Raw genomic sequence first — 26,922 nt, 5'->3', positions numbered from 1 at the left:
AGGGAGCCCAGCGACCACGTCACCGCAGTGTCCGCTCCGCGTACCGACAGACGGCCTCCCTGGTTTCCACGGTGAGTCGCGTCGAGTGGCGCCAGGTGACGTCGCTCTCCGTCGGTCCGGCCCCCGCTTTCTCCCCCTCCTCCCTGACCGCGTCCGGAGCCACGCACCCGCGACCGGCCCAGCGCGTACCGCCCCCGTTCGAACCCATCAGGCCGTCGGCGAGCAAGCCCGCCGGTCCGCGCTCTCCCGCCCCGCCGCCGGCGTAGGTGGTCGCCATCGGCGACACCTCGCGGACGCCGGGGTCCGGTTCGCGGACAGTTCCCAGGCCGTGGTCGCACAGGCCGTCGATCACCGTCTCGACGACCGCCGGCGAGAGGAACGCGTGCAGCGCCTCGTGGATCGCCACGTTTCGCGTCACCGCGCGGCCATCCCAGCCTTCCGTCGCGCCGACGTTCGCGATTGCGAGGGCCGCCGGCCGGTCGCCGCGACCCACGCGTCCGTCGCCGGGTACCGTCCGACCGTAGCCGATCCGGTGATCGAACGGGCCCCACCAGCAAAGCAGGTGACATCGCCGCTCGTCCAGTCCCGCACCGATCGCCTCCCGAAAGCCGTCGTAGACACGCTCGACGGGTGCGGCAGCGTCTATCGGCGACGCCGCGGCGAGCGGGGAGCCGAGCGACGGCCCGCGATCGACGGCGACAGAGAACCAATCACGACCCGTCTCCCGTGCGTGTGACTCGATCTGATCGAGGCCGTCCGCGACGGCCGCCATACCCGCCTCGTGGGCACTCGTCCATGGGGAACCCAGCCCGCTCGGACCGTCACGGAGGCGCGCGTACAGCGGCGTCGGTCCGGCGTAACAGGTGACGTGGACGGTCGCGCGTGGCTCGCCCTGCTCGACCGATCCGACGACCGGCGCGCGCAGCCCCGCCGCGGCGAGCCCCGCCGAGAGGACGGTCCGGCGGGAGCACCACGAGTCGGGCCGGTCGCCGACTCCGCTGGCATCCGGCGGGTCGGGAGGATCGTCCACGGCCGTCACGCAAACGCACCCGGAACGTGTCCCGGACGGACGCGGCTCGACATGCCCAGTGACCCACGCTCGGCGGGCGCTTCAGTGAATGCCCTGTACACGCCGATTATCCGAAGTGCTGGTGCTGAAAGCAGTGCGCAGTTCCGTGTCGTATCGTACGCAGCAGTACCGAACGGAAGCTGACGGGAGTATCTGTCGCGGGAGCCAGGTTCCCGTTACGGATCTGCCCGAGGACCCGACTACCGCAGCACGGTCCGCAATGTCCGCTCGAACCCGATGGACTCCAAGCGGAGTGAGTTCGGTATACTCGCAGTGTTCGATCGAATGTCGGTCCGCGGGCACGCTTACAACACATGCGAGTGTACGGTTGCTCGTTGTCTCGTGGCTTCGCTTCTTCCTACAGGGCGTTCAGATACAGGTCGACGAGGCTCACCGGCGAGCCGACGTACTTATCGACCTACATGAAGATACAAGAAGCCGATACCAGAACGAGCGCTCGGAGAAAATCCTCAGGGTGATGATGCGCCTCTTCGAGAATCCATATCTCTACGTGAACACGACCGCTGACTGGCTTGGCGTGCAGTACAGCACCGCGAATCGATTGGTTGGGCATTTTGAGGAGGGCGATGTGCTTATGCGGCTTACTGGGCAGGGCCGGAATCGATTCTGCCAGACGTATAAGAATTTTAACAACATGGGCGGCGATTGGGCTTATAACGTCAGGAGAATACCGGTTTGTATATCAGACTGAATTACGGCGTCGTAGTTTATATTGAATCTCACCCAGTCGGATGGATCAGCATCTGACGAAGTTTTAATGTCTTGCCAATCATCGACAGATTCTCCAGGGGTATAGTCGATCGACAAGGGAGTATTGGTGGAAGATTCTTCATACGCGAACTCGACCTCGTAGAGGACTAGCGTCAAGTAATCTGCCCCGAAGTCATTGAGTACGGGTGTGTCACCATATTCCAGATAGCTCCGCAGGCGCCTGTTGGATGTGCGGTTGCTCTTTTCGTGATTGCGGAGTGTACTTGCTGGCTCACTACCACCAGTAATAATCAGCTCGACAGTATGGTTCCCAATGATGTCATCTAGTTCTTGGGGGAGTCTGTTGTGCGAAGAGACCCGCTGAGTCTTGAAATTTAACTGGTTGATCACGAACTCTCGATAGCGAGTGAGTACTGGAGAAAGGGAGTTCGTGAACGTCGTTGAAATCCCAGTTTCGACGAAAAGTCTCCGAGGGTACCACAAAGACATGTCGAAGCTCGCTGTGTTTTCGTCGTCCAAATCGTCGACTTCGGTGATCTTCTTTAAGTTAGTAAGTGCTGCTCGAAAGGTACTGTCGTTGAGTCTGGAGTTTGCTCTCTCTTCAAAATGTTCCACGAGAGAGTTGTCGATCGGTTGAGCTCGAGTCCACTCACGTTCTTGTTGCTTGAAGGTAGCCTGCACTCCTTCGAAGTATTCGGTCAGATTCTCACAGGTACGCTCAACGGCCGCATCATCGATCAGCAGCGACTCCAGTGGATACGTTTCCTTATATAATTCGAGGGTCTCGAGAACTTGGTCTAGTTGCAAGGTGCGGTCGGCATAGTCGAGCGCTGGGCTGTCCTGTGGATCCTCGATTTCCGATATCCGTTGGTCGGTACTTAGAGTGATCCAAACGAGGGCACTACAATAGAACGAGAGAAGCCACGTACTCGTCGCCGGGCCCGTGGTCGCAACGCCAAAATTGCGGTCCAGTTCGCGATTCATGTTCCACTGTTCCCAAGAACTCGCGAGTCCCCGGGCCTCACGCATGCGGAAGAACATCTCAGAGAGTTCCCGCACCGACCCAAAGTCTTCGGGGATTGCTGTCTCAAGAACCCAGCGAATGGTAGCCTCGGATAACTCGTCTTCCTTGAAAAGGTGAAACGCCCAAGCATATGCCGCGAATTGTAATTCGGCCAGTCGCCGTCGAAACCCGTCTGCGAGCCGTTGTTTATAATGAGTAGAGTGGAGATCCGCTTGTTCGGAAATTTTTATATTAATATCATGTTGGGTAAAGGCGTATTCGCCTTCCCGAAATTGATTGATGTCACTCAGTAGCTGTCTGAGTGACTGCAGCGTCTCGAGGGAATCGTTTTCAACGGATGCCTTCCACATGTCGGTTTGTGTCTGCAGCCAAGTGTCAAGCAGACTTTCCGTCCGAGATATCTGCTCTTGGGTCTCAGCCTCTCCAAATTCCATTAACGTCTGTATCTGCGCATTTTCGAAGCGCTTGAGCAGGTGAATCGTAGAGCCGGATCGTGGGTCTTGAGAAAGCCCCGTTTCGAGCAACTGTGCGTACATGCCAAGCGCCCGATGGACAGGGTCAGATCGGTCGTTGGTCATGACTGGCGATTCCTCCATTGATTCATGCTGATCCAGAGGACACCCGATTGTGAGTTAATAACCTGCTGTTCGAGTTCATCATTATCTTGTGCAACTGCTCTTCGGTAAATCGAATTGTAGTTGTTGAAAACGAAGTCCCAGAGTTCAGTATCAGTGGCCATTTGGTCGTCGTTCTCCAATAGTACTTCAAGAAGAGATTCTACCCGTCGTAATTTTTCCCTCAGCTTCTCTGGACGCTCCGAATCGATCTCTCGCCTGCTCGCGTCGAAATAGTGGCCCAAGTAGGTGTCAAAATCCCCGGCTGGACTGTGAAAGTCCCCTGAAAGGTGATCTTTTCCGTATTGCTCGACCTTATCGTCAATTGAGTTGTGGAGGAGCAAGTCAAGCACGTGCCAGAAACGATTGAGGATTGCCCCTAATCCGACAATCAGGAGGATTCCAGCCGGTAACCCGATATGAGTTGGAACCGGTTGTGACGGTGTTCGCAATACTAAAGCACCAATCAAGAGGTTAGACATGAGCAAGAACGCGATCAGCTCGATTGACCGCAACCTATGGGCGATATTCGCGATAATGTCGGGGTCCGTCTCGATATCCCGAATAGAATTCCAGGCAAATGAGAGTGCAACCAGACCAAAGGCGATGATAGTTCCATGAATACCCCATAGCGCAATAAGTTCGTCGCGAGAGAAATTGAATATGTTCAGGCTAAGTCCTTCACGGATGAATTGGCCAACGATTGGTCCGAGTAGATATCCGAAGGCACCCAGTAGGAGGGCGAGAGAAACACCGAGGAATAGGCCCATCCATCGACTGTAGAGTCCCTTCCATGCACGAAGAGCCCAAACCCGGAAGACGTTTTTGACATCCACGCCCCCTTCACGCACACCCATAGGCCACCATCGGTAATCCCCCTTCATTTGTCTTTGGGTCACAACCGAGCACGCAAGTGGGCGTAGTACGATGGATGGAGCGCCATAGCTTGTGATCCTACGGGCGTATAGAGAAAACAACAGTAGGCCACCCGTCGAAATCCATCACTCAGCAACGGGAACTATAATCCCGATCGCGAAGGAGGTCGCGATCGGTGGGTCTCGCGACCGGAAGCGTTCTCGTGCCTGCGACGCATCCACCGACACGAAGTGCTCGCGCACGTACTCCGATGGGAGCGAAGCCAGGGCCGCCCCGTCGCGCCGCATCCCGGATGGCCGTCCGCGACAGTCGTCACCCACAGGTGACGCAGATTCCCCAATCCACTGGCCGACAACGCCACCGCCATCGAAACCGCCGACGACGATGGCGATGGAGACACCGCAGTCGATGTCGACACGGCTGTCGAGAACGGCCTCGAGACTCAACGCTACCAAGACCGAGCGAGTGAGCGCTCGTGCGAGACGTTTATGTCTCGCGGGGCGGTACGGAATCATGGCTTCGCTCCATTCGGATGGAAGCCACCGTCTCGGGTGTTAGGCCACTCGGGACCTCTCGCGCACGTCCCCTGGCGACGGCCGATGGAGACGGTAGCTTCCGGATTGTACTACGCCGAGTAGTTACATATATCCAACTACAACAACCCGTATTTTGGATTGTAAGAGTCGGTTGCGTATAGATTTGCGACTCCTCTCGAATGCTGGATCTGCATTCAGATCGTGAGGGTCTACCGCATATCGGATCGTACGGAGTAACCCACCGTTCTGCGTGATCACGGATACATTCACACGATGACGAGGTGCGCCAGACGCGATACCGATCGGTGAAATATCTCTCGGAGCAGCCGATACCGATTTCTCCCGTTTCGTTCCGGTCCACCCAAACCTTGAATCGCATCGAGCGTCAACGTTGTCAACAAGGATGTCGCCCCAGGTCCGGCTTGATGACGACGTCTACGAACGGATCAAGGCGAACAAGAGAGCCGACGAGTCGTTCAGTGACGCCGTCGAGCGACTCATCGGCGGCCGCTCGCTTAGGGACCTCCGCGATGTTTTCGACGACGAACAGGTGACCGAGATGCGCGACGCTATCGATGCCGCCGACCGGACGGACCGCGACGAGGTCCGTAAGGTGGCGAAGCAGTTCGAATGATCGTCGATACGTGTTTTATTCTGGACGGCATCGACGATGTCGACGCGGCCGGGCCGAGGGTTCGGGATCTCGAAGCCCCGCCTATCCCAGCGGAAGCGACGAGACGGTCTCGTAGGTCGGCCCGCCGGGACCGAGCGTGCTCTCAGTGAGCCGAACCGCCTCGATCGTCGTCTCGCCGACGACGGGCCCGCGCTCGCCCGGATGCTGGGCGGCCAGGGCGTCGGAGTCGATGGGCTCCCAGTCGGTGACCAGGTCCTGCACGAGTTCCTTCCCGCCAGCGTGGTCCATCCGGGCGAGTGTGACGTGCGGGGTGAAGTCGTGCGCTTCGGGGTCGAATCCCAGAGCGGTCGTCCGCGCCTCGATGGCCTCGTGGAGGCGGGTCAGTTCCGCGCCACCCGATTCGACGCCGAGCCAGAGGACGGAGATGTACGACAGGTCCGGGAAGACGCCGAGCCCGCCGTAGGTAACCGGGAACGGCGTGACGCCCGACTCCTCGACCGCCGCTCGGAGGGCGCCCTCGATCTCGGGGACGCGATTCCGATCGACCTCACCGAGGAATTTCAGGGTCAGGTGCGCCTGGGCGGGATCGGTGACCGACAGGCCCGACGCGTCGGCGAACGCGTCCTGTACGTCGGCGACCGCCGGGGCGAGCGCGTCGGGGAGGTCGACGCTGACGAACAGTCGCATGCGTCGGACTTCGCGGCGGGGCTTCTTCAATCGTGCGCGGACGTGAGTGAACGTCCGGAGCGGACAGAGAGGTGCGCAGGTCTTAACCCGCCCGGGCGAGTACGTTTTGCCATGACCGACGACGCGGGAGACGACCGGCACCGCTTCTCCGAAGGCGCCGGCTTCGACGACCCCTACGACGAGTTCGACCTCGACCCCCCTGCGCTCGACGTCGACCCGGGGACGGTCGACCCCGTCGACTCGCGAGCGATCGCCGACATGCTCGACGAGCGCCAGATCGGGAGCGAGGAGGTCGACGCCGAGGAGGTTCTCGACGTCGGCCTCAACTACATGCAGATCAATCGCTTCGAGCAGGCGACCGAGGCGTTCGAGCGCGCCGCCCGCTTCACCGACGACGATCGACTCGCCCAGGAGGCCTGGACGAACAAGGGCGTCGCCCACGCCGAACTGGAGGAGTGGGACGAGGCCATCGGCGCCTACCGCGAGGCGTTGAACGTCGTCGAGAAGACCGAAATCGAGACGAGCGAAGACGAGACGTCGAACACCCGGTCGGCGAGCGAGCACGCCGCCACCGCCGAGAGCAACCTCGCCTTCGCCCTCTGGGAGTACGGCGAGACGACGCAGGCGTTAGAACACGCAGAGCGCGCCGTCGAGCGCGACCCGCGCTTCGCCGAGGGCTGGTACAATCGCGCGTTCTTCCTCCAGGAGCGTGGCCTCTCGGAGGAGGCGCTACGGTGCATCGACAACGCGATCCGCCTCGGGATGCGCAGTTCGGAAGTACTGGCGGAGAAGTCCCGCATCCTCGAAGATCTCGGCGAGTACGACGAGGCCGAGCGCGTCGCCGACGAGGCCGAACAGCGCCGCGAAGAGGCCGAGCAGCGGCTGATCGACGAGCAACAGCGCGCCCAGCTCGACGAATGAGCGACGAGAGCGAGGTCGACGGATCGATCGTCTGCACCGAGCGCCAGACCCCAGAGGGACTCCTCGTCGCCGTCTGCGACGCAGACGTCCTCGGTGAGACGTTCGAGGCCGGCGCCGTCTCGCTCACCGTCACCGAGGAGTTCTACGGCTCCGATCCCGTCGAGGCGGACGTCGCGGCCGACGCACTCGCTCGCGCCGACGTCGCCAACGTCGTCGGCCACCGGGCGGTCGACCTCGCTGTCGAGGTCGGTATCGTCGACGAGGCGAACGTCCTAGAGGTCGACGAGACCGTCCACGCGCAGGCGCTGTGGATGTGACGGGGCCGTCTCAGAGGTCCGTCCGTCGAAACCGCCGGTAACCGATTGCGAGCGGGATCAAGAACCAGGCGAGCAGAACGACGGCACCGAACCAGGCCTCAAGATAGACGGGCGCGTCTCCTGGATAACGCTCAGCAGCGGTCATCGTCAGCGCCGCCGGTTCGCGCAGGCCGTACCCGAACTGGAGCGGCCAGACGTCACCGGGTATCGCCGCGTTCGCCAGCCCCGCGTAGGCGGCGATCGGATTGAGTCCGTCGAGAAAGAGGTACCAGGCCTCGGCTTCGATGGGCGGCGATTTGCCGTGAATCAGGTAGTATGGTCCGGCGACGACGAGTTCCCAGAGAGCGACGAAGACGGTGAACAGCCCGACCGTCAGCGCCATTGCGCGACCGCGAGTCGACACCGAGGCGGAGACGCCGACCGCGAGGCCGACGAACGCCAGGCCGAACAGCGCCGTCGCGAGCGACAGGACGAGCCACTCGGCGACGGGGAGCGTCCCGAAGACGGCCAGGCTGAGCCCCGCGGCGAGCAGGGCGGCCGGGACGACGGCCAGCAGGACGATCGCGCTCCGGGACGCGAGCGTCCCGAGGAGGACGTCCCGCCGACTCGGCGGCAAGCCGAGCAGGAGCTTGATGCTGCCCGACCGACGCTCGCCGACGATCGCCATGTAGCCCACGACGAGAGCCGCGACGCCGAGGACGGTCTGCATCGGCATCCCAAGCCACGCCAGTGTCTCCAGAGCGGTGCCGTCGTCCGCGACGAACCCGAACGCCGCGTAGAGGATCGCAACGAACCCGACGAGCAGGGCGACCATCGTCAGCAGCATCCGCGAACGGGCCACGTCGGCCAGGTCCTTCCGAGCCACCGCGAGGGCCGTCCGGAACCGCCACCGGCGCCGGTCTGTTCCGGTCGAATCGCCGAGGGTCTCGCCGTCGGAGCGGACGTCAGTACTCATGAACGCACCTCCGTGACCCTCCGACGGGTATCGTCGGTCGTCCCGGTGGGGGGTGACGACCCCGACCGCCTACCGCCGGCGTCCAACCCGCCAGTCTCGGTCAGCGTCGTAAAGAGCGATTCGAGCGAGGCCGTCTCGACGGCCAGATCCTCCACGGTCGCGCCGGTGCCCTCCAGTTCGAGGACGACCACCGCCTTCGCCCGCGCGGTGTGACAGGTCACCTGGACGGATCGGCCGCTGGCGACCACCTCCGAGACACCGTCGATCCCCGAGAGCCGTTCGACCGCGTCGGCGACTGGTCGATCGAGGTCGACACGGACCGTCGCGCCGCCGCCCAGCGACTCCTGGAGGCCGTCGATAGTGTCCACGGCGACGAGGTCCCCCTCGTGAAGGACGCCGACGCGGTCGCAGACCGCCTCGACGTGTTCTAAGATGTGACTCGAGAAGAACACGGTCGTCCCGTTATCGGCCTCCGCGCGGACCAGTTCCTGCATCTCGCGGATCCCGTGGGGATCAAGTCCGGAGGACGGCTCGTCCATGATAAGGAGGTCGGGATCGCCGACGAGGGCCATGCCCATTGCCAGGCGCTGGGCCATCCCCTTGGAGTAGTCGCCGGCGGGCCGATCGGCGTCGGCGGGGTCGATGCCGACGCGGTCGAGGATCTCGGTCGGGTCGTCGTCGGCTCGCTTGGTTTCGATCGCGAACTCGACGTGGCGTCGCCCGCTGAGTCGATCGTACAGGGAAAAGTCGTCCGGCAGGACGCCGATCCGGCGGCTGATCCGGTCGGCGTCGGCCTGGGCGTCGAGGTCGAAGAGCTCCGCCCGGCCGTCCGTCGGCCGGACGAAGTCCAGCAGGGTGTCGATCGTCGTCGACTTCCCGGCGCCGTTCGGCCCTAGGAAGCCGAAGACCTCGCCGCGCTCGACGGCGAGGTCGATACCTTCCACTGCGGTAACGTCTCCGAAGCGTTTCGTCAACTCGTGCGTGCTGATTGCGTGCATCGGTGTATCACCCGGGCGATGCCCGGCTGTAGTGAGGCCTCGCGAGGTGGACGCCCATAAGTGTTATTGAGTTTTTGACATTTGTCACGGCTAGAACAAAAGCGATATTGAGTGAATGCGGCAGATCGCGGCGGGTACGGCGGATTCGGTCGTCGAACGGGACGGATCGGTCAAGAGCTATTGTGTTGGAGAGCCAACTTATCTCGACGAGAGGGGGCTCCATTGGTCGCGCGCAGAACCCGGTCGCCCCGATCAACTCATGCCTCGCTCGTCAGCCGTGCGACGTCCGTCACCGAGAGGTCGGCGTCGAACGTGAGACGGAGTTCGTCCTCATCTTCGCGGAGCGTAACCCGATAGGTTCGCGGCTCCGACTCGACCTCGACGGTCCACCCGCCGTCGCTCAGGTGCGCAAATAGGTTCCAGATGGGTTTCGAGCGGATGTCGATCCCGCGGTTCCAGTAGAACGCCACCGTCGCCGGATGCGAGAGTGCCCACATCGACAGCGGAAGCCCGAACGGGGCCAGACACTCCCGGCAGCGATTGATTGTGAGGAACGGATCACCCGGTAACGCATCTCGCTCGCGGATCTCGTGATCGAGTCGACCCGCGCACTTCGGACAGTCGCCGGCGAAGATGTCGTCGAAATCCGACCGCGTCCGTCGCTCGGCCGCCTGCACGATGGCCTCGGGCTCGCGATCGGCCGCGAGCCCAGGCGTTAGGGGAAACGAGGCGATCGGTCCGTCGCAGTCCGCACAGCGCACCCGGATCATCACCCTCTCCGCTCCGGCCCTGAGCGCGTCCGCACCGCACGCGGGGCACGCCCCCTCGACCGGGACGCTGTCGAACTCGATCGGCGTCCCGTAGCCACCCGCGAGAATCGTCCGGACGATACGCTCGCCGCTCCACGTGAAGGTGTAGCCTCGGTCTGCTTTGTGTAGGAAGGTACCAGTGAGTTGATCCAGGTGGTACGCAAAGCGAGAACTGTTCGAGACCTCCACGCGATCGCGCAGTTCGGAGAACGAGAGGTACGGCTCCTCCCCTCCCGACTCACGATCACGCTCGGCGACGGCGACGGCGCGCAGAATGTCGACGCGCGTCTCGTCGGCCAGTTTCGCGAACGACTCGTGCGGAGCGCGCTCGTCCACGGCCGGGTCCAGCACCGCCACCAGTATAGTGGTTTTTGTCTGCGGAGGGGTGGAATTCCCCGCACAGCCGTCCGTGAGGGCGTCCGACCTGTCGGCAACCTGTTCTGACTGGGAAACCCTTATGCGCGACGCGCGGGAACCCCGAGATACGATATGACCGTCACGCTCAAAGACTTCTACGCGGACTGGTGTGGCCCCTGCAAGACCCAGGACCCGATCTTGGAGGAGATCGAAGACGACTGGAACGGCCGCTTCGAGGTCGAGAAGGTCAACGTCGACGAGGAACAGGAGGTCGCCAACGAGTACCAGGTGCGGTCGCTGCCGACGCTCGTCGTCGAGAACGACGACGGCATCGTCGACCGCTTCGTCGGCGTCACACAGCGCGAGGACATCGAGGACGCCCTCGAATCCGCCGGCGCGTAGGCGGAGCACGGGCCGCGCACTCGAATTCTATCCGACACAGTTCGCACAGCGTATAGGTCCCGCCCGCGCTGTGGGCGCGTGAGCGGACCGAGTCGATGAGCGACCAAGACCGGCGACGAACGCTTTCGGAGTGAGATACCGATACCGAACGAGATGACGACGACCGACGACCGCAGGGACGACGCCACCACCGACGACGATTCGGGGGCCTCCACGACGAGCGACGGAGAACCGGACGCAGCAATGACGAGCGACGAAGATCGTGATCGGACGTCGACCCGCGACACCGCACGAGACGGATCGCCGGCGGATTCCGCCCGGGACGGGTCGGCCGCAGAACCCGACCTGACACAGACGCACACGCTCGTGTGCGATCGCTTCGGCGAGGCGTTCGCCGCCGTCTTCGAACTGGTCCGTCAGGAGATGACGGCGGCGATCGTGCGCCTCGACGAGGACGAACTGTCGCTCGACATCGAGGGCGACGATACCGCCCCGGCGTGGGAATCGATCCGCGATCGGTTCGAACGCGTGGCCGACGGTGACGAATCCGAAACGGTCTGGCGGTGCCCGACGACGACGGCCGAGGGACGGGACGCGCTTCTCGAACTCCTCTCGCACACCGACGGCGTCGTCGGCGCGTACTTCGTTCGTGAGATCCAACTCCGGCGCGACGACGAGGTGCTCGCGTCCGCCGTCCCGCACCACTCGCAGGCCTCGCTCGACGCCACCCGATGTGAGACGGTCGCGGACGACGAGATCGTCGACCTCGCCGGCGTCGCCGCCTGTCTCGTCCCGACCGGGCCGGCCGTGACCTGGGTCGACGGCGACCGCAGGTGGCGCCTGGCAGGTAAATACCTCTGCGCCGAGCGCATCGACGGCCGTCCCGGAAGCTGCTACGGCCTCTCGAACCTGCAGGCGGCGTCGGTCAGGGCGGACGGCACGCTCGAACTCTCCTGGGACGCGGGCACGGTCGGCGACGACGCCATCGGCCGAGCGCTCACCTGGGTGATGAACCGGCTCTACAGGCCGCCGACCGACGTTCCGTGTCCGGACCCCGAACGGGCAGAGACGGTGCGAGCGCGAATGCAGGAGATCCTCGCAGCCTACGACGGTCGGACGCTCTAGGCACGGTCGAGGTAGAAATCGAGAGAGAGAGTGTGTGTGTGAGTGCGTTAGAGTGAGTGTGTGGCGTTAGAGTGTGTGTGATCGCGTCGACCTAGATCCACTTCACACCGACGTCGTGCATGTCGTCGTTGTGCTTGGCGATGTTGATGACCAGCGGCGTGACGCTCTCGACCTCCGCCGCGTTCGCGAGTGGGCCGGCGTCTAACGCCCGGAGACCCTCGATCTCGTCGGCGAGCTGGCGCACCCTTGCCTTCGCATCGGCGTCGTCGGCGACGACGAGCGTGTCGAGGTCGAACGCGGTCGAGAGGTCGGCGAGTTTGCCGGCGGCGAGGTTGTGGAAGGCGCCGACGACCGACACGTCGTCGGGGGCTCGCTGGGCGACTAACTCCGTCACGCTGCCGGTCCCCGGTGGGTGGTAGTGCATGCCGTCCTCGTCGCCTTTCATGCCGACGGCGGGCGTGACGAGGATCGTGTCCGAATCGAGTTTGTCGGCGACGGCTTCGACGGTGTCGCCCGCGTAGTACGGCGGGACCGAGAGGAGTACCACGTCTGCCCGATCGGCCGCCATCTCGTTCGCGAAGCCCTTGAGGTCACCGGAGGCGCCCACGTCGGCCAGGCGCTCCTCGTAGCCCTCGACGGCGTCGCGAGCCTTCTCGGGATCGCGCGACCCGATGAGAAGTTCGTGGTCCGTATCCCGCGCGAAGCGGAGCGCGAGTCCCTCGCCGATATCGCCCGTCCCGCCGAGTAGTGCGATTCGCATACCTTCGAAATTGCACGGCCGCCGGATAAATCGATTGGAGCGGGCCAGCGATGCCGGGGTCGGCGATCGGGCGTCGATCGCCACCCGACGCGTCGGTCGGTTACGCGTCGTCTCGCGACGACAGTCCCTCCGTCGCCGGGCCCTCGATCACCCGCCCGTCGGGATCGAACCGCGAGCCGTGGCAGGGACAGTCCCACGTCCCCTCGCCGTCGTTCCAGTCGACGACGCAGTAGGCGTGCGAACAGACGGCCGAGACAGCGTGCAACTCACCGTCGTCGTCCCGCGAAACGGCGATCGGCCGGCCGTCGCGTCTGACGACGCGCCCCTCGCCGGGTTCGACGGCGACGTCTCCCGATCCGAAGACCGTTCGCAGCCAGTCCGTGGCGAACTGGCCGGCGACGTCCGCGTTCTCCGTGGCCAGCTGGCCGATCGACGCGGTCGGTGTGAACCGACGCGGGTCGTACAGTGACGCGATCGGCGGCTCCTCGCCGTCGATCGTTCGGGCGAGGAGCCGGCCCGCGACGGTTCCGCCGGTCATACCCCACCCGCCGAAGCCGGTCGCGAGGAGGACGTTTCGCGCACCCGGACCGGCCGGACCGACGAGCGGGACGCTATCCGCCGAGACGTAGTCCTGCGCGGACCAGCGGTAGGCGACCTCCTGTACCGTGAAACACTCCTGGGCCCACTCGACGAGCCGGCGGTAGCGCTCCCGCGTCGACCCGCCCTGGCCGGGCTTGTGGTTCTCGCCACCGACGAGGACGAGCGGGCCGTCGAAGCCGGCGGACGCATCGCCGGCTTCGGTCCCGAAATCGTCCGACTGAGCTCCGACGTGCGCCCGCACCGATCGATACGGTCGACTCCCCTCCGCCGGTCGGTAGTACATCCCGTCCGGCGGCTCCCCGTCGATCCGAATCGCCACGACGTACGACCGCTTCGGTACGAGGCGGGCGAACAGACCGAGGCGGTCTAGCAGCGGGAAGCCGGTAGCCAGGACGACCCGGTCGGCTGCGACCGACCCGTGTTCCGTCTCGACGCGCGGCCGCCGGCCGGGCGTAACGTCGGTCACGCGCGTCTCCTCGTGGACGGCGACGGACCGGGAGTCACCGCTCTCGGACGGCGACTCGACGAGGGATTCGGCCAGCGCAAGGAGGTACCGTCGTGGGTCGAAGCAGGCCTGATCGTCCACCCGAACGCCGCAGTCGGCTGCCTCGAACGGCGGGACGGAGGTGACGAACGAGGCCGGAAGCCCGGCGGCCGCCTCGGCGTCTGCCTCACGACGGATCGCGCCGCGGTCGTCGCCGTAGACGTACGCCGGGCAGCGGCGCAAGCCGCAGTCGGCGTCGACGGCCTCGACGCGCTCGACGATCGCCTCGATCGCCGCCTGGTTCGCCTCGGCGTACCGACGAGCACTCGTCTCGCCGAAGGACTCGCGTACCTCGTCGTAGACGAGGCCGTGCTGGCTGGTGATCTTCGCGGTCGAACGGCCCGTCGTGCCGCCGGCGATGCGGTCGCGTTCGAGAACGACGGCGTCGTAGCCGCGGGCGGCGAGTTCGGCCGCGGTCGAGAGACCGGCGATGCCGGCACCGACGATGACCACGTCGGTCGTCGTTGGGCCGGAGAGCGGTTCGAATCGCGGTTCCGCGTCGGTGTTCGCGAGCCAGGGGGACGTGTGGCGTCCCGGGAGCGACCCGGGAGCGGGAGCGTCGTCGACCATCGATGCGGGCAGCTACCACGAAGTGGCGGATACCCCTTGTGGGTCACGGGGTTCGTTCCGGGGCCGGTCAGGACGTCGGTTCGACCAGTCGACCGCCCAGCAACCGTGCCTCGGAGTGCGAGAGGTCGACCGAGATCGACCGCGAGTTCGTCCCCGGTCCGTCCGCCTCCAGCGTGAGGGTGATCGACTCACCGGGTTCGACGGCGGCGGAGACGGCGGCGTCGACCCGGCCGGTCGAGCCCTCGAACTCGCCGTCCGCGGACTCCAAGACCTGGTGCAGATTGACACTCATGGACCGTCGTTCGACGGACGACGATAAAGGGATCAGCCAAGCGCGGTGAAAGTAGAGATCGGAGGACTGGTCGCCGATCGAGGCGGGATTCGACCTGATCACTCGAGGAGGTCAGGAACCGCGTTGACCGACTCGCAGACAGCGACCGCACCGGCGTTCGCGAATTTGGTGCGGCCCGTCTCGCCCGAGAGGCCGCCGGTGAGGACGCCGACTCCGTGATAGACCCGACGGGGATCGGCCTCGGCGGCGTTCGTCGCGGTTCGGATATCGTCGAGCGTGTCGCCGACGAAGAGGACCGTCTCGGCGTCCATGCGCTCGGCGAGCGTCGTCAGTGCGGTGGGGTCGGGTTTGCCCGCATCCCAGTCGTCCATCGTGAATCGGTGGTCGGCGGGAATTCCGTCCAGAGCGGCCCGTCCGAGGGCGATCCGGGCCTCAGCGTCCGGTCGCCCGGTGAGGATGCCGACGTCGACGTTCGTCGTGAGCCACTGGCGCGTCTCGTCGGTGACGAGTACGGGTTCGTCGTGGATGAACCCGCACAGCGGGTCCGACTCGGGGTCGACGTCGGCCGCTGCTCCACCGTCGATCGGGTCGCCGTCGTCGATCGGGTCGACGTCGTTTCTGGCCCGCACGGTCCCGTCTAGATTGCGATCGAGATCGACGTCGGTCGAACTCGGTCGGGCAGGGACGTCGGGCTCGCCGCCTTCGATCGAGCGATAGAGGTCCGCACCGAGGTACAGTCCCTGGAACACCTCCCGCAGGCGCTCGCGGTCCAAGCGGGACGCGACCCGCTCGAACGCCCGGGCGCCGAGGGCGTCTTTCACGACGGCCTGCGCCGCTTCGAGGCCACCCCCGCGTTCGGCGATCGCGTTCGTGTAGGCATCGACCGACGCGTCGTACCCCTCGCCAGAGGCGAGGACGTACAGCGCGGCAGCGTCAGTCAGATCCCAGTCGTTGTTGAAGCCGCCGGCATCTTTGAACGCCTGAACGGCCGCGTGGTCGATCGTCCGGCCGTAGCAGCGCTCGACGGATTCGACGATGGCCCGCCGGTAGGAGTCGGCCACGTCGACGAGGACGCCGTCGACGTCGAGGACGACGGCGTCGGCCGCGAGAGAGTCGGGCATGCTCGCCCATCGGTTCGGCAGCGGGTAAAAGTCCGCGATTCCCCGTCCCGGTTCGGTCGCCCCGCTACCCTGACACCGATTGGCCGGCCAACCCCCCGTCAGACCAGCACCGTTTCGCCGGCCGACCTCCCCGTCAGACCGGCGCCGAAGTACCGACTTAGCGACCACCGGCGCGGTCCGTCGTGGCGAGGTAGAGAGTCCCGACCGGGAGGGGTTCGCGCTCGACCGGGACCTGCGGCTGGTCGGCACCGAGCGTGGTGAACAGGAAGTCGGCGTCCGCGGCCTGTGCGACGTCCGCCGCGGGCCGGTGTAGCTCCGGCGGGAGGTTCAGCGCGTAGACGGCGTCGGCGTCGGCGTAGACGGACGGGTCCGGGTCGACGACGTCGTCTCGCACGAAGGCCACTCCGTCGGGGACGGGCCGGTCGTGGACGTCGGTCGCGGTGATCGATCGGCCTCGCTGGGCGAGTGTGCCGGCCACGTCGGTCCGACGACCGACTCCGACTTCGACGAGTCGGTCGTACTCCGCGAGGCGGTCGACGAGCGCGGTCGTCCGTTCGGATCGGGCCACGGCGGGACGTTTATGCCGGGGGCAGTCTTAGCCGTTGCCATGCACGTCGACATCGTCCCGGTCGGCGAGGTCTCAGCGCGGGTCAAGCGAGAGGCCTCATCGGCGTTGCGCTCGATCTACGACTGCGACATCACGGTCGGCGACGGCCAGTCGATCCCCACCGGCGCGTACGACTCCGGCCGGGACCAGTACAGCGCGGAAAGTTTCATCCAGCTGGCCGAGCGCGTCGGCCGCGGCGACAAGAACATCGCCATCACCCCCGAAGACATCTTCTACCGGCGGCGCAACTACGTCTTCGGGCTGGCCTACCTGGACGGCAGCGGGAGCGTCGTCTCGACCTACCGCCTCCAGACCAGTTCCGACGGCGGCGTCTCGAGCAAACCCGCGAGCGAGATCGTCGACGATCGCGTCCGCAAGGAGGTCGTCCACGAGATCGGCCACACCTACGGCCTCGAACACTGTACCAACAACCGCTGCGTGATGAACTTCTCGCGGACCGTGCAGCGAGTCGATATCAAATCGGAGAACCTCTGTGGGAGTTGCCAGCGCCGCCTCGACTGACGACCCAGACCCGTCGAGCTCACTGCCAGGCCGCCTGCGACCGGGATTCGACACCGCACGACCGACTCCAACCCACGAAACCATCCGATGGACGAGGCGACCGGCCGCGACGGTGAGTCTGTGACGAACAACGATTTATCGATCGGTCCCGATTCGTGTAGCATGGGCGACAGCCAGGTCGGACGCGACGCACGGGATCGGTCGACGAACGGAGTGATCGACCGCTCACGGCAAGCGCGACGACTGGCGGAGGGGACGTCGTGAGTGACGACGGTGAGGTCGAGATCGACGATGACGGGCGCACGGAGCGAGAGCGATCTTCGACCAGCGAACCACCCGACGAGCGGAACGCGGCACGTGTGAATCGCTCCGATTCCGGGCGTGCGCTCGCCGACGAACTCGGTCGGATCGACGTCCGGACCACGCCGGAGGGCCACGTCGAGGGGACGATCACCGACCTGACCGAAGTGGACGACCGAACCGTCCGGCTCGACGTCCGGCTTCCCCACGATCGGACGACCTCGTTCGACCTGGCGAAACCGATCCCCTGGTCGCGCGAGTTCCTCCTCGCGCGGATCGTCGAGGACCTGGGGTACCGGGCGGCCTCGATCGATCACGTCGTCGGCGAATCCGTCGCCGTCGAGCGGGTCGACGACGCCGAGGAACCAGCGTCGTGGTGGTCGGCGACCGCGAGCGAACTCGGCGTCGCGCTGTTCACCCGGATGGGCGAGCGGTTCGACCTCGAGGTTACGACCGCAGCCGAGTGGCGACTCGTCGATCCGCGCGACCGCGTGGCGGCCCGGACTCGACCGCGGCTCTCGCGCACGCAGGCGGCCGGCGCGGCGACCGTCCTCCTCGGAACGATGCTCGCGGCCGTCGGCGCAGCCCTCGTCGCAGCCGGCGGCACGTGGCTCTCGATAGCGGGTCCCGCCGCCGTCTCCGCAGGCATCCTCGCCGCCCTGCCCGGCGTCCTCCTCGTCGGTCTCGGAATCGCGCTCCTCGTCTGGTCGGCGTGACGTGGGCACTCCGCGGCCGACGGACGTGTTAGCGAACAGTACGCTTATCCCGTCTCCCGTCGTAGCACGGGAAGATGGTACGAGACGCACTCACCCTGGCGCTCAGCCGGGCACGATATGCAGCGACGGGCGCGGCGATCGGCGGCGGTCTCGGCGGACTGTTCAGCCGGAGAGCCGCGAGTTCGGGCGCCGCCGTCGGCGCGCTGATCGGCGCGTTCGTCGGCGAGAGTCGCATCGGAGCGAAGACCCGGATCGAGGAGTGGCGCTCGCGGGGACAAGAGGGCGTCGAGACCGTCCGATCGACGGAGTGACGAAGAAGCGGGTGGGCGACGCTGATATCGACGGTACACAGTCCCTGTTACGGCGTGTAGTACTCGTCTTCGCCTTTTTGTCGCGATCGTGCCGGGGTGACTCCGAGACGATCTCGTCGTCACGAAATGAACCGGCACCCGGAGTACGGGAGATCGGTCGTTCCCTCAACAACCCTCGGACGAAGACCCTGCCAGCGAGTCGTGGTAGCCGTTGAACCGGACGACTTCCTCCGACCAGTAGTCGTCCGTCGTGTATTCACCGATACACCACCCGTTCTTGACGTGGGCGAGTCCGTGGTACCCGGACCAGTAGGTCGGACTGGCGAGGAACTCGAACATCGCGTCGGCCGTTTCTCCGTGACCGGTTTCGCGGAGGAGTCGGCCGTTCTGGATGGCGACCTCGCGAGCCGCGTCGCACTCGAACGAACACGGGTGGAAGTCGACGAAACGCCATCCCAGGTACGCCCACGCGCGGTTGAGTACCGGATGGGGATCCTCGACGACGAGTTCACCGCCACGTTCCGTCGACCTCGGCGTGTTTCGAGCGATTTCGGCGATCGGATCGTCGAAACCGGCCTCGCGCGCGTCTCGGTGAGCGTCCGCACAGCACTCTGGGATACCCCGAATCGACCGCTCTATCTCCTGGCTTTCAACGCCGTCTAACAGTGCGTCCGCGTCGACGTCACACGCCGGCGTTGTGAGTCCGACAGTCGTCGTTCGGTCGCCCGATTTCCGTGCGATGTCGACGGCGTCCGACACGCGCGCCACGAGGTCGATCGCATCGTCGGTGGGAAGCGTCCGTCGCAGTCCCGTTCGCGGGTGCTCATCGTCGACCAGCGCCGCTTCCATCGCCCGGTCAAACGCGCTTGAGAAGCGACCGAGACGCCCGTCCCAGGCGTCACGATGCTCTTGTGACTTCCAGTTGTGCTTTTCGACCGCCGGGAGGTCGAGGGAGGCATCTGGCGTATGGCGTGTTGGATCGATCGACGTCACTGGGAATCACTGTCCGCGTGAACGGACTGGCGAGATCGGTCGATGGTGAGGTGTTCCTCGTCGTACCGATCGCGATACTGCTCGACGACCTCGTCGAACGACAGGGAGTCGTGGGCGAGACTCCAGACGTCGGATTCGTCGTGAGCACCGCCTCTGACCGTCGGTTTCCCGTTCGACGATTGGCCGAAGTGCAGGCCCGCGAACGGCTTGATGTCGACGTTCCTGCGGCTCGTTTCCTCGGCCAGCGGCGCGTCCCACGGCGCGTCGGTGACCAGCCTGAGTCCGGGAAACATCGATCGCATGTCGTCTTCGATCCGTTCGTACAGGGCGTACTTGGCCGCACACCACCGGGTTCGGTTCCGGTAGTCGTACTCGATTCCCGCCGAAGGACAGCCGCCCTGGCAGACGTTCCAGTATCGACAGCCCTTACAGCCGCCGTGGTCGTCTTCATCGTCAGTGTGCGGACCGGGAACCTGTTTGAGCATCTCGTAGCGTTCCTCGGTGTCGTTGTACTCGTTGCCGGTCGAGTCGCCCTGGAGGAACGCGTTGCCGTCGCCGGCGGCGGCCCAGGTCTTGCCGCAGCCGGTCGTGGCGCCGTCGCCCGTGGCGATCTTCGCCGCACCCGCGTTGAACACGTCGCAGGTGTTGTTGACGCAGTTCGAGAGTTTGTTGCCCAGCAGGTTGTCCTGGTAATCCCCCATCGGTCCCCAGTGGCGGTACGGTTCGGCTTTCATCCACTCCCAGGTCCGGAGATACACTTCTTTCAGTCGCTCCGGCGAGAGCGACTCGTCCTCCTGGACGTCTTCGTACGGGATCGCCGGGTTGTAGTGGCCGCCGACGTCGTGGCGGGTGAGATCGTCCATCCACTCCAGGAGCCGGTCGAGTCTCTCGTCGGTACCGGCGTTTTGCTTCGTGAGGACGACGATGACGCCGACGCCGACGTCGGACTCTTTGAGGGTGTCGATGGCGTCGAGCGTCCGTTCGGTCATCCGTTCGGTGACGTCTCGCAGTTCCCCGTCCATCTCCGATCGTGCGAGGCGGTTGTCGTTGAGGTCGGCGGGACCGTCACAGGAGATACCGACGCTGACGCGGTACCGTTCGAACATCTCGACGTGCTCCTCGGTCAGGAGGGTCCCGTTGGTCTGGATGTGCGTGTGGCGCCCCGTCTCCTCGAGGTCGTACGTCTCGTAGATCCACGAGAAGATCCGTTCGAGATGCTCGTCGCGGACGAGCAGCGGCTCCCCGCCGTGCATCCCCGGCACCTCGTCGTACTTCGCCTCGAACTGCCGGAGTCGCGCCATGATCTCCTCGATGTCGTACTCGGCGTCGATGTCGGCCTGGGAGTGCTGGCGATCCGGTTCCTCGTAGCAGTACGAACACCCCAGGTTACACCCCGAGTTGGCAGAGACGTGAATCGTCATGCTTTCTTCGGGACGTCCATCTCCCAGTCTTCGTGGTCGTCGTGCCCCCAGTCGTCGTGATCGGTGTGATTCTCGTGGGAGTTGTCGTGGGTATTCGAATGAATGTCCCCGTCGCTATGGGAATCGGTGTGCGGGTCGTCAGCGTGGTCGCTGTGGCCGCCCTCGATCGGATCGTAGATGCTGTTGGTGTGATCGTCCTGGTGTGAGTCCTCGTGCGGGTCGTCCGCGTGGTCGCTGAACTCGTTGTCGTGGGAATCGCTGTGACCGGTGTTATCGTGGTCGTTGTGATCGGTGTGATCGTTCGAACCGGTATTCTGTCCGACCGTGCCAGCTGCTTCGACCTCCTTCTTCTCCGCGGAGACATACGTGATCTTCGAGGACTCGATCCAGACGGACCCCTTCACGCCCGTCACCGAGTTGTCAGTTATGTTCGTCGGCAACGTTCGCTCCTGTCCGTACTCGTCAACGTAGTAGAGGACGTCACCCTCGATCCAGATCTTCCCGGATGTCCGGTCGTCAGTTCCCGTCAGTTCGCCAAGGTAATACCACTCTTCACCGTCGCCGTCGGTGAAGTGGAGATTAGTCCCGTCGATCCAGATGGAGCCTTCGTCGGACATGATCAGGCCTCCACCCCCTGGATAGATCCAGTTGGAACGGTCATACCGCTCGCTTCCGACGTGCCGAGCGTCAGGGCACCTGGGTCGCCAATGGGAAGCGTCTCTCCCTCGGGTTCACCAACGAGCACCGTGGTCGTTTTGTAGTCGAAGAGTCCGGCCTCGTCGCCGACGACGAGCGTGATCTCGACCTCTCCGGGGACGTTGATGCCACAGCGTTCCCAGTTCGGTACGATGGTGTCAGTCGTTCCACACCATTTCTTATTTTTCTCTTCAATATCTCCCTCCCCAAAGTGTTCGCGTCCCCAGCCATAATAGTTGATATCGCGAGTACTGGCAGAGTTAATGACGGCTGAGCACTCGAACTCTTCTCCGGTTACGACGCGAGACGGACAGTGAATCTCTTCGATGATCGGGTCAGTGCCACCGTCCGGCCGTTCGAAAACGTCGTACACGCCGTCCGATGGGGGAATAGCGGCATCGTTTCGCGAGAAGCTATATCCGTCAAGATTCGAATGCGGCGCTCTGTCGGGCTGTCCGAGTGGTTGGAGAGATATCGTCATCGAGTGTTCCTCGTCCAGTAACATCGATTGGACGGTGACGTCGGTCGGTTCCCCATCGGTAGTAGGTTCGAGTTCGACCTCGAAATGGACGAAGTGGCCGGCAGGGGTGCCGATGGTGTCTGGTTCGTATCCGACGGGTCCCCAATCGTTGTCTCCCCCAGGCCGTGTGACTTCCTCAGGGTTCTCTTCGTCCCAATCGACCCCTGCGATCATGTCGATTATCGATAATCCGACAGACACAGCTGCCCCGTAGGGTGGAGGAGCAGCGAGGCTAACACCGGTACCCACCATACCGACCGTTGCAAGCATCATGTCGAGATTGATATCATCGTCACCATCCGGATTCTGCAGTACTGGTGAATTGGCCTGGACCGCGTCGGTAATCTCGAGTGCGCTGTCGGTAAGCGGTTCGTTGGGAATATCGGGGTCGTGGAGTGACCGAAACGCCCTCGATTCTTCCTCGGAAAACGGGGAGGGTTTATCGTAGAAGAAATCGTTCTTGTCGTAGTCGTCGAGAGAGTTTATTGGAGAGCATCCCGTCCCGATTCTGGGGTCCTCGAGTTCTCCGTGTTCCTGTTCGTAGTGGTTTACGAACGTATCATAATCGTAAAATCCCAGCGTATCTTGATTTTCATCTACTTTTAAGGTTGCGTCTTCGCCCTCGATCTCGATGGCAGCTCGATTTTTAGTATCTGTTTCTTCCACGTTATCGATGGGACAGGTGTAGTTGATCGCGTGCCAATCGTGATCAACAACGTGATCGCTTTTTATATAGTGACCCTGGAGTGCGAATCGGTGAACCCATTTATCGGATTCAGTATCGTATCCAGTCCCGAAGTAACTCAGCACCTGCTGTGAGCGTTTCTGTTTATATGCGTCCGATTCAGTGACGGTGTAGTCCATCACGGACCACACTGGATAGGTGGCATCGGGGATCAGTGTATCGCACTTCGGACCACTCGTCTCCTGGGTTTCACACCCCTCGTACGGCAGAATCCCGATATCGGAACTCGACACGCTCGGATCAGTAGCGGCGAGTCCGGCTCCGGTTCCGGCGATCGCGAGTCCGGCCCCCGAGAGCGCTTGGAGGACGGACCGTCTATTCACTTCGTTGCTATTTCCACCCATGAAACAGCAATACTGGCAGTAGTATATAATATTTTGGTTATTAAAATATATCCAGATGTCCTATGCACTCTCCAAAGTACCACGGGACTTAAGCATCAATTCTGTGCCTAGAAACGATTCTGTGATTGGTTTCACTCATCAGTGAGTGGTTATATTATTCTCAGTAGTCATTTTTAGGCGTGGATACCGGTCCACCGACGTCGTCGCGACGACGAACCCTACGGCGCGTAGCAGTACTCGCCCTCGCACTTCTGTTCGCGATCGAGTTGTGAGTCAACCACGCCGCCCAGATATGAGGCGACCTCCCCACGCAACGGTTCGTTTTCGGGAGAATACCTGGACACCGATACGATCAGCCTCAACGATTCGAACGGTGAGAGCGCGTCTCTGTACGACGTTGAGACGAACGAGTCAACTCGATTCGGTCACAGCGAATCCCGCATTCGGCGAAAAGCTGCCGATCCCTATCGGTCGAGACGTGGCAAGTGTTCGAGTAAACTGCTCTGAATAATGGACAGTATAGTACTATAAGAGTGACCACGTGCCGCTCTCAGACAATGTGCGTCCAATTTCAATGCCCGGAACACGATCCGCCAAGATACGATCGATATTGGTCCGTCGATAGGCGACCGTTTCGGCGTACACTTCCGAACGGGATGCTAACTCATCGAGTGCTGACTGAAAAGTGTCGGATGTAGAAATATTCGTCGCTATGTCATGTAATTCTACGCCGAGACGATTCCTGAACGAGTGTTTCTGGCTCCAGCCACTCCGTCTCGATATGTTATCGTACGTATTCTCGATACGGGAGATCAATGAGGAGACTCGTTCGTGTCGATCCCAATTGGATATCGGCTCCTGGTCAATAAAGTAGATCCATCCGTTTTCGGTGATCGTGTTCGTCAACGTACGATCGATGTCGGAGAGAACGATATGTTTTGCGAGTTGGCGGATATATTCGTCAGGGCTCATCTCAATAGTCCTGAAGTCGTGTTCGTGAGCTCCGTCCGGGGCGCAACACGCACGTGATGCTATCCATTTATCTCCGAACGCGTGGGCGGGTGCACTCCCGCCGAGTAACACGCTAAGCTCATACGTCGTACGGTATCGGGCGTACCGTCGTTCTGTCCAGTCAGTGTTGTTGTAACGGCGCACGTAGGCTCCGGCCGTATCGGATTCTACGTAGACGACATCGTACTCCTGATTGGAGATGACTGAAACCGGTTCGGTCGCTTCCTCGGGATCAAATGTGGCGGCGAACGATTCGTCGAACGGAATCGGCCGATCGAAGGTGTCTATGGGTTCCACGGGTAGTCACACTCATTTCATTCGTACACAACGCTCCCGTCCCAGTATCCCTGAGCGGCGAGCGTCACGTTCGTCCCGCTTCGATAGGAATTCGTAGCGAACGTCCCATCGACACCCATCTAATAGTGACGGTACGTCGCCGTTACGGCCTTCGATTCGTTCTGGGTGCCACGGTGAGTCACGATGGTCCGGCCACACATCTTGGTTGTAAATCATTCGTCGACGATCTGCCCACCCGCCTGGTGTGGTCGCTTCCAGACGATCTCCTTCTCACTCCAGTAGCAGCTTGTGGAAGCTGATCCGATGAAGTACCTGTTACGAACGTGCGAGAGGGCTTTGAAAGCCGTCCACGTCATCGGGAGTTGTAGCCACTCCCAGAGATGGTTTGCGGCGTCGCGGAACCCGTGGTCGGCCATAATCTCGCCCCTCGTTTCGCCTACGTCGAAGCTACGCTCGCAGTCGAAGCTACAGGGAAGATGGGAGATAAAGGTCCAACCGAACTGTCGGTACAGTACGTTCGCCCATGGCTCCACTCCCTCCGCCAGCAGTCGTTCACGATCCCCGTCGATTGGCGACACCGAGTCCGAGTTACACGCGATTTCGTACAGTGGATCGCGCCGGTCGTCCTGTCTAACCCTGTCGACGTAGAACTCGCGACAACAGTCAGGATATCCATACAGATCCCCGAGGACTTCGTCGCGGTCTTCCCCCTCCAACTCGGTTTCGGCTTCGAGGACTGCGTCCGCGACGTCGGTATTGGCCGCAACGATCCCTCGTGATTGATCATCTATCTGATAGAAGTGCAAATCGTATTCACTGATGCGTTCCATCCAATTCGGGACGGTTTGCTCGTTCAGTTCGACACTGATCGCCTGCCGATCCGAGCGGTCGTCCGCGACGCTCAGCCACTCAGCCAGTGACGTTCCACGCTTCGCCCGTTCGAGGACGTCACACCACTGGTCTCGTCCCGGGCCTGTCTTCCAGTTTCGTTTCACATACTCCTCCGGGAAGAAGCGATTAGTCTCGTCACGGATCCACTGACGCTCCGTAGCGGAAAGGTCGTCCCCGTTGACGTCAGTGTCTGCGTACTTTGGCTCTATCATTCGGTATCGAACTCCGTAACCGTCCGCCACCCAGTCGACGTCGATTGACCGCTTTTCTGGGAACGGAGTCGGTCCGGCAGCACGCGATTGGGGACCCGATCCAGAGCGGGCCCAGCCGGGTCAGCAGCGGCCCTGCTAGCCGAGCTCGGACCCCGCGTTCCAGGCCGCACCGCGGAAAACGGTTTGAAGTCTCCGCTCCAGTCGTGCTTGCGCATATCCGAGCGGGACAGTTCGGCGTCCCACGGGAAATCGGTCACCAGCGTAACGTTTGGGAAGATTGCACGGATATCGTGTTCGATCCTCTCGTAGAGGGCGTACTTCGCTTCGCACCAGATCGACCGGTTGCGCCAGTCGTCGTTGATCCCCGCAGAGGGACAGCCCCCTTGACAGACGTTCCAATATGTACAGCCCTTGCAGCCGCCCATGTCAGGGGTTTCTTCTCCATGTGGTCCGGGCGTGTTCTTGAGTACGTCGTAGCGCTCGTTCGAGTGTTCGTACTCGTTGTCGGTCGTCGGGCCCTGGAGGAACGGTACGCCGTCACCGACGGCGCTCCATGTCTTCCCACAGCCGCTCGACTCGCCGTTGCCCTTGATCGACTTCGCGTCGCGCGTGTTGAAGACGTCACACCTGCGGTTGACACAGCCGCCGGTTCCGTTCCCGATCAGGTTGTCGACCATCTGCTCCATCGGGTTCCAGGATCGATACGGCTCGGCTTTCATCCACTCCCAGGTTCGAAGATACACCTCCTTGAGGCGTTCCGGGCCGACGGAGACGTCGTTCTGAATGTCGTCGTACGGAATAGCCGGGTTGTAGTGGCCGGTGACACCGTTTCGACAGAGCCAGTCGATCCAGTCAAGCAGTTTCTCGAGGCGCTCGTCCGTCCCGGCGTTCGTCTCGTGAACGACAGTAATCACGCTACAGGGAATCCCTTCCTCGATCATCCGCTCGATCGCATCGACCGTTCGGCCCGTCATGGAGTCCGTCGCGTTCGTTCGATCGGTTTCGCGCTCACCTGCTGCCTGTCGTTCACGGTTGAGTTCGGCGGGGCCGTCACAGCTCACGCCGACGTGGACATCATAGTCTCTGAAGAGTTCGATATGCTTGTCGTCGATGAGCGTTCCGTTCGTCTGTATCGCTGGTCCCCGGTCGTAGCGCTCGTAGACCCACTCGAAGATGGCTTCGATGTCCTCCGTTCGCATTAGGAGGGGTTCACCGCCGTGAAGTCCGGGAACTTCGTCGTATCGGTGACCAAACTCGTTCAGTCGGTCGAAGATCTCGTCGAGATCGTACTGGCGATCAACCCACTCCTGCTTTCGTTCTCTGTCGGGATTCTCGTAGCAATAGGAGCATCCCAGGTTGCAGCCCGTCGTTGCTTGAACGTGTAGCGTCATCG

27 protein-coding genes are annotated in these 26,922 nt (G+C 62.9%); 8 read left to right on the top strand and 19 right to left on the bottom strand.

Annotated elements, in window-relative coordinates:
- Positions 1-19: 19 nt before the first annotated feature.
- From NO366_RS07405 to NO366_RS07395, 3 genes are all read right to left on the bottom strand, one after another.
- Positions 20-1,030, bottom strand: a complete 1,011-nt coding sequence (locus NO366_RS07405; protein WP_256533691.1) for a hypothetical protein — start codon at positions 1,028-1,030, stop codon at positions 20-22.
- Positions 1,031-1,741: 711 nt separating this feature from the next.
- The gene (locus NO366_RS07400; protein ID WP_256533690.1) at positions 1,742-3,421 is read right to left on the bottom strand and encodes a hypothetical protein; all 1,680 of its coding nucleotides are present in this window, start codon (positions 3,419-3,421) and stop codon (positions 1,742-1,744) included.
- Positions 3,400-4,296 carry a hypothetical protein gene (locus tag NO366_RS07395; RefSeq protein ID WP_256533689.1) on the bottom strand — a complete coding sequence of 299 codons (897 nt, stop codon included), beginning with the start codon at positions 4,294-4,296 and terminating at the stop codon, positions 3,400-3,402. Before NO366_RS07395 ends, NO366_RS07400 begins: the two co-directional genes overlap by 22 nt.
- Positions 4,297-5,254: 958 nt before the next feature.
- On the opposite strand from NO366_RS07395, the gene NO366_RS07390 reads away from it, so the two are divergent.
- A complete protein-coding gene (locus NO366_RS07390) occupies positions 5,255-5,485 on the top strand; it encodes an antitoxin VapB family protein (protein WP_256533688.1) in 231 nt (76 codons plus the stop codon).
- An 81-nt stretch (positions 5,486-5,566) separates the two neighbouring features.
- On the opposite strand, the gene thpR is transcribed toward NO366_RS07390, so the two are convergent.
- The gene (gene thpR / locus NO366_RS07385; protein ID WP_256533687.1) at positions 5,567-6,172 is read right to left on the bottom strand and encodes an RNA 2',3'-cyclic phosphodiesterase; all 606 of its coding nucleotides are present in this window, start codon (positions 6,170-6,172) and stop codon (positions 5,567-5,569) included.
- 111 nt (positions 6,173-6,283) lie between these two features.
- Between thpR and NO366_RS07380 the strand changes: the two genes are divergently transcribed.
- A complete protein-coding gene (locus NO366_RS07380; RefSeq protein ID WP_256533686.1) occupies positions 6,284-7,093 on the top strand; it encodes a tetratricopeptide repeat protein in 810 nt (269 codons plus the stop codon).
- 26 nt (positions 7,094-7,119) lie between these two features.
- Positions 7,120-7,410: a DUF424 domain-containing protein gene (locus tag NO366_RS07375; RefSeq protein WP_256534008.1), complete on the top strand. Its 291-nt coding sequence runs from the start codon at positions 7,120-7,122 to the stop codon at positions 7,408-7,410.
- Positions 7,411-7,420: 10 nt separating this feature from the next.
- Here NO366_RS07375 and NO366_RS07370 read toward each other — a convergent pair whose 3' ends face one another.
- The 3 genes from NO366_RS07370 to NO366_RS07360 all read right to left on the bottom strand — a co-directional run bounded on the left by NO366_RS07370 (position 7,421) and on the right by NO366_RS07360 (position 10,508).
- Positions 7,421-8,365, bottom strand: coding sequence for an ABC transporter permease subunit (locus NO366_RS07370; RefSeq protein WP_256533685.1), 945 nt, complete (start codon positions 8,363-8,365; stop codon positions 7,421-7,423).
- Complete coding sequence (locus NO366_RS07365; protein WP_256533684.1) at positions 8,362-9,363, bottom strand: ABC transporter ATP-binding protein; 1,002 nt, start codon at positions 9,361-9,363, stop codon at positions 8,362-8,364. The genes NO366_RS07370 and NO366_RS07365 overlap by 4 nt, the downstream gene beginning before the upstream one ends.
- Before the next feature lie 257 nt (positions 9,364-9,620).
- On the bottom strand, positions 9,621-10,508 hold the full coding sequence (locus tag NO366_RS07360) for a DUF7351 domain-containing protein (RefSeq protein WP_256533683.1): 888 nt from the start codon (positions 10,506-10,508) through the stop codon (positions 9,621-9,623).
- A gap of 153 nt (positions 10,509-10,661) precedes the next feature.
- Here NO366_RS07360 and NO366_RS07355 point away from each other — a divergent pair, with 153 nt between their 5' ends.
- Entirely contained in the window at positions 10,662-10,931 is a 270-nt protein-coding gene (locus NO366_RS07355) for a thioredoxin family protein (protein ID WP_256533682.1), read from the top strand.
- A 153-nt stretch (positions 10,932-11,084) separates the two neighbouring features.
- Complete coding sequence (locus tag NO366_RS07350) at positions 11,085-12,056, top strand: hypothetical protein (protein ID WP_256533681.1); 972 nt, start codon at positions 11,085-11,087, stop codon at positions 12,054-12,056.
- 91 nt (positions 12,057-12,147) lie between these two features.
- Here NO366_RS07350 and npdG read toward each other — a convergent pair whose 3' ends face one another.
- The 5 genes from npdG to NO366_RS07325 all read right to left on the bottom strand — a co-directional run bounded on the left by npdG (position 12,148) and on the right by NO366_RS07325 (position 16,511).
- Positions 12,148-12,816 (bottom strand): NADPH-dependent F420 reductase, encoded by a 669-nt coding sequence (gene npdG / locus NO366_RS07345; protein ID WP_256533680.1) that lies wholly within the window; start codon positions 12,814-12,816, stop codon positions 12,148-12,150.
- Positions 12,817-12,916: 100 nt separating this feature from the next.
- Entirely contained in the window at positions 12,917-14,530 is a 1,614-nt protein-coding gene (locus tag NO366_RS07340) for an FAD-dependent oxidoreductase (RefSeq protein ID WP_256533679.1), read from the bottom strand.
- A 67-nt stretch (positions 14,531-14,597) separates the two neighbouring features.
- Positions 14,598-14,822 (bottom strand): hypothetical protein, encoded by a 225-nt coding sequence (locus NO366_RS07335; protein ID WP_256533678.1) that lies wholly within the window; start codon positions 14,820-14,822, stop codon positions 14,598-14,600.
- Positions 14,823-14,920: 98 nt separating this feature from the next.
- Positions 14,921-15,943 (bottom strand): HAD-IA family hydrolase, encoded by a 1,023-nt coding sequence (locus tag NO366_RS07330; protein WP_256533677.1) that lies wholly within the window; start codon positions 15,941-15,943, stop codon positions 14,921-14,923.
- Between the two features lie 157 nt (positions 15,944-16,100).
- Positions 16,101-16,511 (bottom strand): UPF0146 family protein, encoded by a 411-nt coding sequence (locus NO366_RS07325; RefSeq protein ID WP_256533676.1) that lies wholly within the window; start codon positions 16,509-16,511, stop codon positions 16,101-16,103.
- Between the two features lie 39 nt (positions 16,512-16,550).
- On the opposite strand from NO366_RS07325, the gene NO366_RS07320 reads away from it, so the two are divergent.
- The 3 genes from NO366_RS07320 (at position 16,551) to NO366_RS07310 (ending at position 18,399) form a co-directional block, all read left to right on the top strand.
- A complete protein-coding gene (locus NO366_RS07320; RefSeq protein ID WP_256533675.1) occupies positions 16,551-17,072 on the top strand; it encodes an archaemetzincin family Zn-dependent metalloprotease in 522 nt (173 codons plus the stop codon).
- 260 nt (positions 17,073-17,332) lie between these two features.
- Positions 17,333-18,088 carry a hypothetical protein gene (locus tag NO366_RS07315; RefSeq protein WP_256533674.1) on the top strand — a complete coding sequence of 252 codons (756 nt, stop codon included), beginning with the start codon at positions 17,333-17,335 and terminating at the stop codon, positions 18,086-18,088.
- A 74-nt stretch (positions 18,089-18,162) separates the two neighbouring features.
- Positions 18,163-18,399, top strand: a complete 237-nt coding sequence (locus tag NO366_RS07310) for a glycine zipper 2TM domain-containing protein (RefSeq protein WP_256533673.1) — start codon at positions 18,163-18,165, stop codon at positions 18,397-18,399.
- 165 nt (positions 18,400-18,564) lie between these two features.
- Here the strand turns inward: NO366_RS07310 and NO366_RS07305 are convergent, their stop codons facing one another.
- The 7 genes from NO366_RS07305 to NO366_RS07275 form a co-directional block, all read right to left on the bottom strand.
- The gene (locus NO366_RS07305; protein ID WP_256533672.1) at positions 18,565-19,392 is read right to left on the bottom strand and encodes a hypothetical protein; all 828 of its coding nucleotides are present in this window, start codon (positions 19,390-19,392) and stop codon (positions 18,565-18,567) included.
- On the bottom strand, positions 19,389-20,813 hold the full coding sequence (locus NO366_RS07300) for a radical SAM protein (protein WP_256533671.1): 1,425 nt from the start codon (positions 20,811-20,813) through the stop codon (positions 19,389-19,391). The genes NO366_RS07305 and NO366_RS07300 overlap by 4 nt, the downstream gene beginning before the upstream one ends.
- Positions 20,810-21,430, bottom strand: coding sequence for a hypothetical protein (locus NO366_RS07295; protein WP_256533670.1), 621 nt, complete (start codon positions 21,428-21,430; stop codon positions 20,810-20,812). The genes NO366_RS07300 and NO366_RS07295 overlap by 4 nt, the downstream gene beginning before the upstream one ends.
- Before the next feature lie 2 nt (positions 21,431-21,432).
- A complete protein-coding gene (locus tag NO366_RS07290; protein WP_256533669.1) occupies positions 21,433-23,118 on the bottom strand; it encodes a hypothetical protein in 1,686 nt (561 codons plus the stop codon).
- Between the two features lie 525 nt (positions 23,119-23,643).
- Positions 23,644-24,426 (bottom strand): hypothetical protein, encoded by a 783-nt coding sequence (locus NO366_RS07285; protein ID WP_256533668.1) that lies wholly within the window; start codon positions 24,424-24,426, stop codon positions 23,644-23,646.
- 212 nt (positions 24,427-24,638) lie between these two features.
- Entirely contained in the window at positions 24,639-25,529 is an 891-nt protein-coding gene (locus tag NO366_RS07280) for a hypothetical protein (RefSeq protein ID WP_256533667.1), read from the bottom strand.
- Complete coding sequence (locus NO366_RS07275; RefSeq protein ID WP_256533666.1) at positions 25,526-26,920, bottom strand: radical SAM protein; 1,395 nt, start codon at positions 26,918-26,920, stop codon at positions 25,526-25,528. Before NO366_RS07275 ends, NO366_RS07280 begins: the two co-directional genes overlap by 4 nt.
- Positions 26,921-26,922: the final 2 nt, after the last annotated feature.

Origin of the sequence: Halovivax cerinus, assembly GCF_024498195.1 — an archaeon.
In the GTDB taxonomy this organism is placed as follows: Archaea; Halobacteriota; Halobacteria; order Halobacteriales; family Natrialbaceae; genus Halovivax; species Halovivax cerinus.
Note: the sequence above shows the minus strand (reverse complement) of the source record. Positions and strands in the feature narration are given on the sequence as shown.

Coding starts and splice junctions, on each gene's coding strand:
- NO366_RS07400 (WP_256533690.1), bottom strand. CDS start 3,421: ATGGAGGAATCGCCAGTCATGACCAACGACCGATCTGACCCTGTCCAT.
- NO366_RS07395 (WP_256533689.1), bottom strand. CDS start 4,296: ATGGGTGTGCGTGAAGGGGGCGTGGATGTCAAAAACGTCTTCCGGGTT.
- NO366_RS07390 (WP_256533688.1), top strand. CDS start 5,255: ATGTCGCCCCAGGTCCGGCTTGATGACGACGTCTACGAACGGATCAAG.
- thpR (WP_256533687.1), bottom strand. CDS start 6,172: ATGCGACTGTTCGTCAGCGTCGACCTCCCCGACGCGCTCGCCCCGGCG.
- NO366_RS07380 (WP_256533686.1), top strand. CDS start 6,284: ATGACCGACGACGCGGGAGACGACCGGCACCGCTTCTCCGAAGGCGCC.
- NO366_RS07370 (WP_256533685.1), bottom strand. CDS start 8,365: ATGAGTACTGACGTCCGCTCCGACGGCGAGACCCTCGGCGATTCGACC.
- NO366_RS07365 (WP_256533684.1), bottom strand. CDS start 9,363: ATGCACGCAATCAGCACGCACGAGTTGACGAAACGCTTCGGAGACGTT.
- NO366_RS07355 (WP_256533682.1), top strand. CDS start 10,662: ATGACCGTCACGCTCAAAGACTTCTACGCGGACTGGTGTGGCCCCTGC.
- NO366_RS07350 (WP_256533681.1), top strand. CDS start 11,085: ATGACGACGACCGACGACCGCAGGGACGACGCCACCACCGACGACGAT.
- npdG (WP_256533680.1), bottom strand. CDS start 12,816: ATGCGAATCGCACTACTCGGCGGGACGGGCGATATCGGCGAGGGACTC.
- NO366_RS07340 (WP_256533679.1), bottom strand. CDS start 14,530: ATGGTCGACGACGCTCCCGCTCCCGGGTCGCTCCCGGGACGCCACACG.
- NO366_RS07335 (WP_256533678.1), bottom strand. CDS start 14,822: ATGAGTGTCAATCTGCACCAGGTCTTGGAGTCCGCGGACGGCGAGTTC.
- NO366_RS07330 (WP_256533677.1), bottom strand. CDS start 15,943: ATGCCCGACTCTCTCGCGGCCGACGCCGTCGTCCTCGACGTCGACGGC.
- NO366_RS07320 (WP_256533675.1), top strand. CDS start 16,551: ATGCACGTCGACATCGTCCCGGTCGGCGAGGTCTCAGCGCGGGTCAAG.
- NO366_RS07310 (WP_256533673.1), top strand. CDS start 18,163: ATGGTACGAGACGCACTCACCCTGGCGCTCAGCCGGGCACGATATGCA.
- NO366_RS07300 (WP_256533671.1), bottom strand. CDS start 20,813: ATGACGATTCACGTCTCTGCCAACTCGGGGTGTAACCTGGGGTGTTCG.
- NO366_RS07295 (WP_256533670.1), bottom strand. CDS start 21,430: ATGTCCGACGAAGGCTCCATCTGGATCGACGGGACTAATCTCCACTTC.
- NO366_RS07290 (WP_256533669.1), bottom strand. CDS start 23,118: ATGGGTGGAAATAGCAACGAAGTGAATAGACGGTCCGTCCTCCAAGCG.
- NO366_RS07280 (WP_256533667.1), bottom strand. CDS start 25,529: ATGATAGAGCCAAAGTACGCAGACACTGACGTCAACGGGGACGACCTT.
- NO366_RS07275 (WP_256533666.1), bottom strand. CDS start 26,920: ATGACGCTACACGTTCAAGCAACGACGGGCTGCAACCTGGGATGCTCC.